Genomic DNA, 6356 nt, shown 5'->3' with positions numbered 1-6356 from the left:
CCGTCAGGTCATCGGCGAAGTGCCGGTCACCAGTGGCATCGGGCACGTACTTCACACAGACAACGATCCTCAAGCTCACGCCGGCTCTCCTACTGACTGGTTCCGTTCGTCGTGCATGCTCCGCACAGCGAGAGTATGGCACTCAGTTCCCGTCGTAAAGGTACTCAGTGCCAAATGTGTGCTCCGGTGTTAGGTTCCCCGCATGACTGAGGTGCGCAAACAAGGTGGCGGCGCCACCGGATCCGCGGCCGCGGGCCCGAGGACCAAGGCCCCCATGCGGGACGTGCTCGCCGAGGCGGCGTTCGAGCTGTTCACGGAGCGTGGGTTCGAGCAGACCACGGTCGACGACATCGTGGCGCGCGCGGGGGTGGGCCGTCGGTCCTTCTTCCGCTACTTCCCGTCCAAGGAGGACGCGGTCTTTCCGGACCACGAGCGCTGTCTGGCCGACATGACGGAGTTCCTGGCGGCCGCGGCCGCAGCGGACGACCCGGTGGCCAAGGTCTGTGACGCGGCCCGGCTGGTGCTGCGCATGTACGCCGCCGACCCGGACTTCTCCGTGCAGCGCTACCGGCTGACCCGCGAAGTTCCCGGGCTGCGTACCTATGAACTGTCCGTCGTGCGCCGCTACGAACGCACCTTGGCCGGATATCTCCATGACCGCTGTGCCGATGAGCCGGACAGTGCCCTGCGGGCCGATGTGATCGCCGCCGCCGTGGTCGCCGCGCACAACAACGCTCTGCGGTCGTGGCTGCGCTCCGGCGGTCGGGGCGATGCGGAGGCCGCCGTGGACCACGCGCTCGGCCTCGTGCTGGACGTGTGGGGATCGCACCCGGTCCGGCCCGCGGGCGAGTCGCCGGCCGAGACGCCCCTGAGCCCGGCGGACACCGGCACCGGCACCGGCGCCGGCCCGGAGGGCGACGTCGTCGTCCTCGTCACCCGCCGGGGGACCCCGATGTGGCGTGTGGTCCAGCGGATCGAGGCGGCTCTCGGTTCCCCCTGAGAAAGTTTGTGGCACTCAGTATCTTTACTCTGCGGCACTCAGTGCCATACGGTGCCCTCGCGCCGCCCATATGGCGCGCATTCCGGCCGAGGGCAGGGAGTCGAGACGTGTTGAAGCAAGGATCGGGCACCGGAACGGCGGTGCGCCAGGAGATCGCTCTGACCTATCAGCGGTGCCGCTGGTGCGGCACGGCCTCCTTCCGGCGGCTGCTGTGTCCGGTGTGCGCCTCCAGTGACCTGGAGTCCGAGCAGAGCGACGGCACCGGTGTCGTCGTCCGCACCACCGTCGTCCACCGCAACACCGCCGTGGCGCGGAACGAGTCACTGATCCGGTTCCCCGAAGGGTTCATGTTCCGCTGCCGCGTCATCGGTGTGGACCCGCACCTGGTGTGGGTCGGGGCCCGGGTGCGGCCCGCGGCCGGCTGGGACATGGAGGCCGGGGAAGCCGTGTTCGAGGTGTGCGAGACGGGCCGGGGCGACCGCTACTGAGCCCCGGCCCGGGCTGCTCTCCCGTGCGGATCCGTCCACGTCAACCAGTGCCGCCCGACCCGCCCGGTTTCCGACGGTGCGGCCGACGGAGTCCCGAGGCCCCCGGGGTTCACGGGCTCCTGGGGTTCACAGGACCTCCGGGAGCTCACCGGACATCGCCGCGGCCATCCGCAGATGAGGCTCGGCCTCGGCCGTCCGCCCCTGTCGCTCCAGTGTGCGGCCGAGCATCAGCCGTGCGTAGTGCTCCACCGGATCGCGCTCCAGCACCGTGCGCAGTTCGGCCTCGGCCTTCCCGAGCCGGGCGGAGTGGTAGTACGCCCGCGCGAGCAGCAGTCGTGGTGCCACCAGCTCCGGGGCCTCTGCCACCAGACCGCCGAGGATCCGGGCCGCCGTGAGGTACTCCCTCGCGTCGAAGAACATCTGCGCCCGGTTCCAGCGGTCCGCAGGCGACCCGAACTCGTAGTAGCTCTCGCTCACTTGCCCTCCTGCTCCATCGGTTCCCCGCGGGGCCGGACTCGTCCGCCCGATTCCCCGGCAGCCTCGTCAACCGACGGAAGTGGTTGAGAATTCCACATCTGCGGGAGTCCGCGCTCGGAACCCGTACAGGGCTAGGTTGGGGGCCATGAGCAATCTTGATCGCCAGGCCGCGCTCTCCGCATGCGGCGGCCGTGGCTTCGTCGTTGCCGAGCCGGTGCGTGAGCTCCTCGCCCCACGGCGTGTCCCCCTGGGGGAATCCACCGAAGTCCGCCGGCTGCTGCCGAACCTCGGCCGCCGCATGGTCGGCGCGTGGTGCTTCGTCGACCACTACGGCCCCGACGACATCGCGGATGGGCCCGGGATGCAGGTCCCGCCCCATCCGCACATCGGCCTGCAGACTGTCAGCTGGCTGCACGAGGGGGAGGTCCTCCACCGGGACAGCGTCGGAAGTCTCCGCACGATCAGACCTCGTGAGCTGGGGCTCATGACCTCGGGCCGCGCGATCAGCCACTCCGAGGAGAGTCCCAGGCCGCACGCCCGCTTTCTGCACGGCGCCCAGCTGTGGGTGGCCCTGCCCGACGAGCACCGCGACGTACACCCGCACTTCGAGCACCACCCGGAGCTGCCCCGGATCACGGCTCCGGGACTGACCGCCACGCTCATCCTGGGCGAACTCGACGGCACCGTCTCCCCGGGAACGACGTACACCCCGATCGTCGGCGCGGACCTGGCCCTGGCCCACGGCACCGACACGAGCGTGCCGCTGGAGCCCGACTTCGAGTACGCGGTGCTCTCCATGTCCGGGGAAGTCCATGTCGACGGCGTGCCCGTCCTCCCCGGATCGATGCTCTACCTGGGCTGCGGCCGCACCGAACTGCCGCTGCGCGCCGAGTCGGACGCAGGTCTGATGCTCCTGGGGGGCGAGCCGTTCGCGGAAGAGATCATCATGTGGTGGAACTTCATCGGGCGTTCGCAGGCGGACATCGAACAGGCCCGCAGGGACTGGACGGAGGGCTCCCGCTTCGGCGAGGTGAAGGGTTACGCCGGCGACCGGCTGGCGGCCCCTGAACTTCCGCCAGTGCCGCTGAAACCGCGCGGACGAGTACGTTGACCTGGGGTTATAGGTAGCGGTCCCGTTGTCGGGAGTCGCGACTGTCGGGCCCCTTCGCCTGCCCTGAGGAGGGGGTGCTAGCGCCGCGAAGTGATCCACTGAGACGTGGGGGTGCGAGCTGCGCGTGCTGGCAGCCGTGACCAGGTCCAATCAGACTCTTGCCGACCCTTTGCTGACCTTACTGATTAGTAATCAGATTGCTGTCGTGCTTGTCAGCGTGAGGTGGCTCGAGTGCAGTGAGGGTGCGCCGCCCCACGCGGTGCAAAGGTGTCGAGCGTCGGTGGTGCTCGCCCGGGTCTTCCACTGGCGGGGCTTGATCAGCTCGGCCTTATAACAGGCCGATGGCGAAGGCCATCAGCATATTGTCGAGCGCGACGCCGACGGTGCCCATCGAGGGAGCGGGGGCTGCGTTGGCGAGGTGGGCGGCCAGCGCGAAGGACGTGCAAGTCAGCACCGGTTCGGGCCGATGAGACGAAGTCACGCTGCACGAGATCGGCGGCGCGAATGCCCCGACAGATCCTCACCTCGCCGCGGCCAGCAGCTACTCAACTTGATTGGGTGATGTCGGGTAGCGTGGGCCCGGTCACCTGCGCCGATGGCCGCCGACCCATATGGGCCGGCCCTCGGTGTGCGTGCTGTGACCGGCAGAGAGGCTGTCGTCCGGCTGAACGGCGATGGGCGGGGCCGATAGGCCACGGGCCGGGCCGGACGATCAAGGAGACCAGCGATGGATGTCAAGGAAAGCTTGCGCCGCTACGGGCTTCGCCCCGTCGGCGCGCATCTCGACGAGGTCCGCGCACTCCTCAGAGAGCACACGGCGCGTGAGCGACGCGCCCAGGGCGAGGGCGACACCGAGCTGATGAGGCTCTGCTGCTTCCAGCTGTTCAACAGTGGCGACGTCGACGACGTGCTCCTGGTCTGGAGTGCGAAGCAAGCCAGCTTCGACGCAGCGTGCTCGATCGACATCGAATTCCTGCTTGGGCACGGGCTCGACGCGACGAAGGCCCACCTCTCGGCCAACCGTGCACCTGCTGCGGCGGCGGCGCTGGATCGACTGCGCGAGCTCGAGGCGGACGGTGAATTCGAGAGCTTCTCAGTGGAGGAGCGCTCCGCCTCCTACGACCGGTACTACGGCGACTGACGATTCTGCAGCGCAGCGCCGCTCAGTCGTCCGTGATGAGGCCGGTGCCCGCAAGGCAGCTGTCGACGAAGTCCGGGCGGTACTGGATCTGCTTGAGCCTGCGCTTCACCGCCCTGGTCATCGGGGCTACACCTTCGTGACCGTCCCCCAACTGATGTCACCGGCTCATGCCCAACCCGGCAAGGCCCATCGCCCCTGACCCCGTCGCGGCCTCGCCGCAGATGCGGCAGCCGGTGCTCGTGGTCGACTGAAGGTGGCGGACAACCACGGGGCATCGGACGGGGTGTTGTCAGGGTCAGGCCGGTTGTGGCACGGCATCCGTCGAAGACGTCGCTGCGGTATGGGGCCTCGCGCAGGGTTCGGCGCAAGGAGCGCATCAGGTGGCCGGGGTGAGAAGCCGACCGCCGTCACCGGCGAAGCGCCCGCCGAGGGGAGGAAGCCCAGCGGAAACGCCCCCTCCCGCGGTCTCGGCGGTGGTGCGGGACGCCCCGCGAAGGAGTCCCGCAGAGCAAGTCCCCCGGAGTCCTCGCTCCCGGATGAGGGGGCGGAAAGGGCGGCGGACATGTGCGAGGGGTGCTGATCCGTTTGCTCAATGTGCATGCCCACCCTGGGGAAAGTGTCTTATTGGACACTTAGAGAGCGACCCGTAGGGTGGAGTCCCATGGCTACTGAGAACTCCAAGATCACCGAAGCTGCCAACAGCAACCCCGACAGCGAGCGCGAAGAGACCTCCGACCGGGTACAGCCCCGGGAACCCCTCGACAAGGCCACGGGAGAGGGCGGAGAGGGCGTCGGCGCGTCCGGAAACGCGGACGACGACTTCCCGGACGCCCCCGCCGTCATCACTCCCGCCGGCGGCTTCGCGGCAGGGGCCGCCGCCGTCGTCAGCGCCGGGCTGGGCATCTGCTCCCTCACCGGCACCACGCTCACCGACATGCTGCGCTCCCGCAAGGAGCTGATCGGCCAGATCGAGGCCACCACCGGTGGCGGTGGCGACCAGATCAATGCCTTCTACAGCGCCCCATGGCACACTGCGGCCCTCGTGAACGGCATCTTTGCCCTGGCCGCCGTCGTCATCGGCGGTGTGCTGGTCGCCGTGCACGCCCGGCGGGCCGACACCCGGCCCTGGGTGAAGTCCCTGGCTCTGGGCGGTGTCGTCCTCGGCGGGATCGGGCTGGTCATTGCGGGTGGCATGTACCTCGACCTCTTCGCAAGCACGCCCGAGCTGCCCACGTCCCGACCCACCGGCTGAGTCCTGTCCCCACGCGACTGAAGCGTGCTGAGCCTCCTCACCTGATTCAGACAGGAGCGGCCGTCCCGGACGATTGCGGTGCGGCACCACAAGGCCGCCGGAACCGATCCGGACGCCGTCCCGGAACACGCCACCCCCTCGCAGGTGTTCCACGGGATCCAGGACCTGCCACCGGGCAGCCGCACCGACCAGACCGTCGACCGCGGCGGCACCTGCGCCACGCTCGACGGCTTCCCGGCAGACATGCGAGACGATGCCGTCGTCATCGACATGACGGGTGAGGCCCTCGAGGCCGCTCTCACAGGGCCGCGTCGGCCCTGACGCCAAGACCCGTGCCGACTGCCCGTGTTCGGGCCGTCAGGGCCGACCGCGCACCGCCGCTCTAACGAGTGCCGGCCGCGGGGCGGGACGGGATGCCGGGACGTGGGAACACCTTGGACTGCTTGACGCTCCCGAACGCGAAGCTGGACTCGATCGACGTGATGCCGGGAATGGCGTGGATCTGCGTGCGCACCAGAATCTCGTACGCTTCAAGGCTCTCGATGACGACTCTGAGCAGGTAGTCGCTGCTGCCCGCCATCAGATAGCAGTCCTGGATGTGCTCGATGAGTCCGACGTGCTGCTCAAACACATTGACGGCCTCGGCGGTGTGGCGTTCCAGACGGACCCGTACGAAGACGGTGATCGGGAGCCCGAAGGCGACCTGGTCCACCATGGCTGTGTAGCCGCTGATCAGCCCCGACTCCTCAAGGCGGCGGACTCGGCGCAGACAGGGCGAGGGGGACAGCCGCACACGGTCGGCGAGGTCCTGGTTGGAGAGGCGACCTTCCGCCTGCAATTCGTGAACGATCTGGAGATCGACGGCGTCCATGGGCACTCCTTGGCAG

9 protein-coding genes are annotated in these 6356 nt (G+C 68.8%); 6 read left to right on the top strand and 3 right to left on the bottom strand.

Annotated features, from left to right (window positions below; genetic code table 11):
- Window positions 1-274: 274 nt before the first annotated feature.
- Both AC068D_RS35380 and AC068D_RS35375 read left to right on the top strand, forming a co-directional pair.
- Window positions 275-1000: a TetR family transcriptional regulator gene (locus AC068D_RS35380; RefSeq protein ID WP_478827257.1), complete on the top strand. Its 726-nt coding sequence runs from the start codon at window positions 275-277 to the stop codon at window positions 998-1000.
- Window positions 1001-1107: 107 nt separating this feature from the next.
- Complete coding sequence (locus AC068D_RS35375; protein ID WP_478827255.1) at window positions 1108-1488, top strand: zinc ribbon domain-containing protein; 381 nt, start codon at window positions 1108-1110, stop codon at window positions 1486-1488.
- A gap of 126 nt (window positions 1489-1614) precedes the next feature.
- Here AC068D_RS35375 and AC068D_RS35370 read toward each other — a convergent pair whose 3' ends face one another.
- Complete coding sequence (locus AC068D_RS35370; protein WP_478827254.1) at window positions 1615-1965, bottom strand: tetratricopeptide repeat protein; 351 nt, start codon at window positions 1963-1965, stop codon at window positions 1615-1617.
- 145 nt (window positions 1966-2110) lie between these two features.
- On the opposite strand from AC068D_RS35370, the gene AC068D_RS35365 reads away from it, so the two are divergent.
- Entirely contained in the window at window positions 2111-3076 is a 966-nt protein-coding gene (locus AC068D_RS35365) for a pirin family protein (protein WP_478827253.1), read from the top strand.
- A 328-nt stretch (window positions 3077-3404) separates the two neighbouring features.
- Here AC068D_RS35365 and AC068D_RS35360 read toward each other — a convergent pair whose 3' ends face one another.
- Entirely contained in the window at window positions 3405-3557 is a 153-nt protein-coding gene (locus tag AC068D_RS35360; protein ID WP_478827252.1) for a hypothetical protein, read from the bottom strand.
- 246 nt (window positions 3558-3803) lie between these two features.
- Between AC068D_RS35360 and AC068D_RS35355 the strand changes: the two genes are divergently transcribed.
- From AC068D_RS35355 to AC068D_RS35345, 3 genes are all read left to right on the top strand, one after another.
- Window positions 3804-4217 (top strand): hypothetical protein, encoded by a 414-nt coding sequence (locus AC068D_RS35355; protein WP_478827251.1) that lies wholly within the window; start codon window positions 3804-3806, stop codon window positions 4215-4217.
- 661 nt (window positions 4218-4878) lie between these two features.
- Window positions 4879-5469, top strand: coding sequence for a hypothetical protein (locus tag AC068D_RS35350; protein WP_478827250.1), 591 nt, complete (start codon window positions 4879-4881; stop codon window positions 5467-5469).
- Between the two features lie 78 nt (window positions 5470-5547).
- Window positions 5548-5790, top strand: a complete 243-nt coding sequence (locus AC068D_RS35345; protein WP_478827249.1) for a hypothetical protein — start codon at window positions 5548-5550, stop codon at window positions 5788-5790.
- A gap of 61 nt (window positions 5791-5851) precedes the next feature.
- On the opposite strand, the gene AC068D_RS35340 is transcribed toward AC068D_RS35345, so the two are convergent.
- A complete protein-coding gene (locus AC068D_RS35340; RefSeq protein WP_478827248.1) occupies window positions 5852-6340 on the bottom strand; it encodes an Lrp/AsnC family transcriptional regulator in 489 nt (162 codons plus the stop codon).
- Between the last annotated feature and the right edge of the window lie 16 nt (window positions 6341-6356).

This window comes from Streptomyces sp. NPDC043861 (assembly GCF_056435905.1).
Note: the sequence above shows the minus strand (reverse complement) of the source record. Positions and strands in the feature narration are given on the sequence as shown.